Raw genomic sequence first — 273 nt, forward strand, 5'->3', positions numbered from 1 at the left:
GTCTTGGGTTTGCCGGCGAAGGAAGCGGCGGCCCGCTCTCCGCTCGGACTGATTACGCGCATAGAGGGAGGGTTGCCCGTCGCGGCATTGGAGCGCGTGGTCCACCTTCTGGCTCCCAATGACAGCCAGTTCAAGTATCGCTTGGTGCCGAAGGCGACCTATGAACGCCGAAAGGCGACGCTTCGGCTCTCACCGGACGAGGGGATGCGCGTCGCGCGTGTCGCCCGTGTCTGGAATCTGGCGCTGGATGTTTGGCAAAGCGAGGAGGAGGCC

At 64.5% G+C, this 273-nt stretch carries 1 protein-coding gene; it reads left to right on the forward strand.

What is annotated here, in order from left to right; translation table 11 throughout:
• Positions 1 to 273: antitoxin Xre-like helix-turn-helix domain-containing protein (locus AAEZ18_RS18835; RefSeq protein WP_352255929.1), on the forward strand; the 273-nt coding region annotated here is incomplete at both ends.

It is taken from the genome of Pseudoalteromonas sp. 19-MNA-CIBAN-0066, assembly GCF_040308705.1.
GTDB lineage: Bacteria > Pseudomonadota > Gammaproteobacteria > Enterobacterales > Alteromonadaceae > Pseudoalteromonas > Pseudoalteromonas nigrifaciens.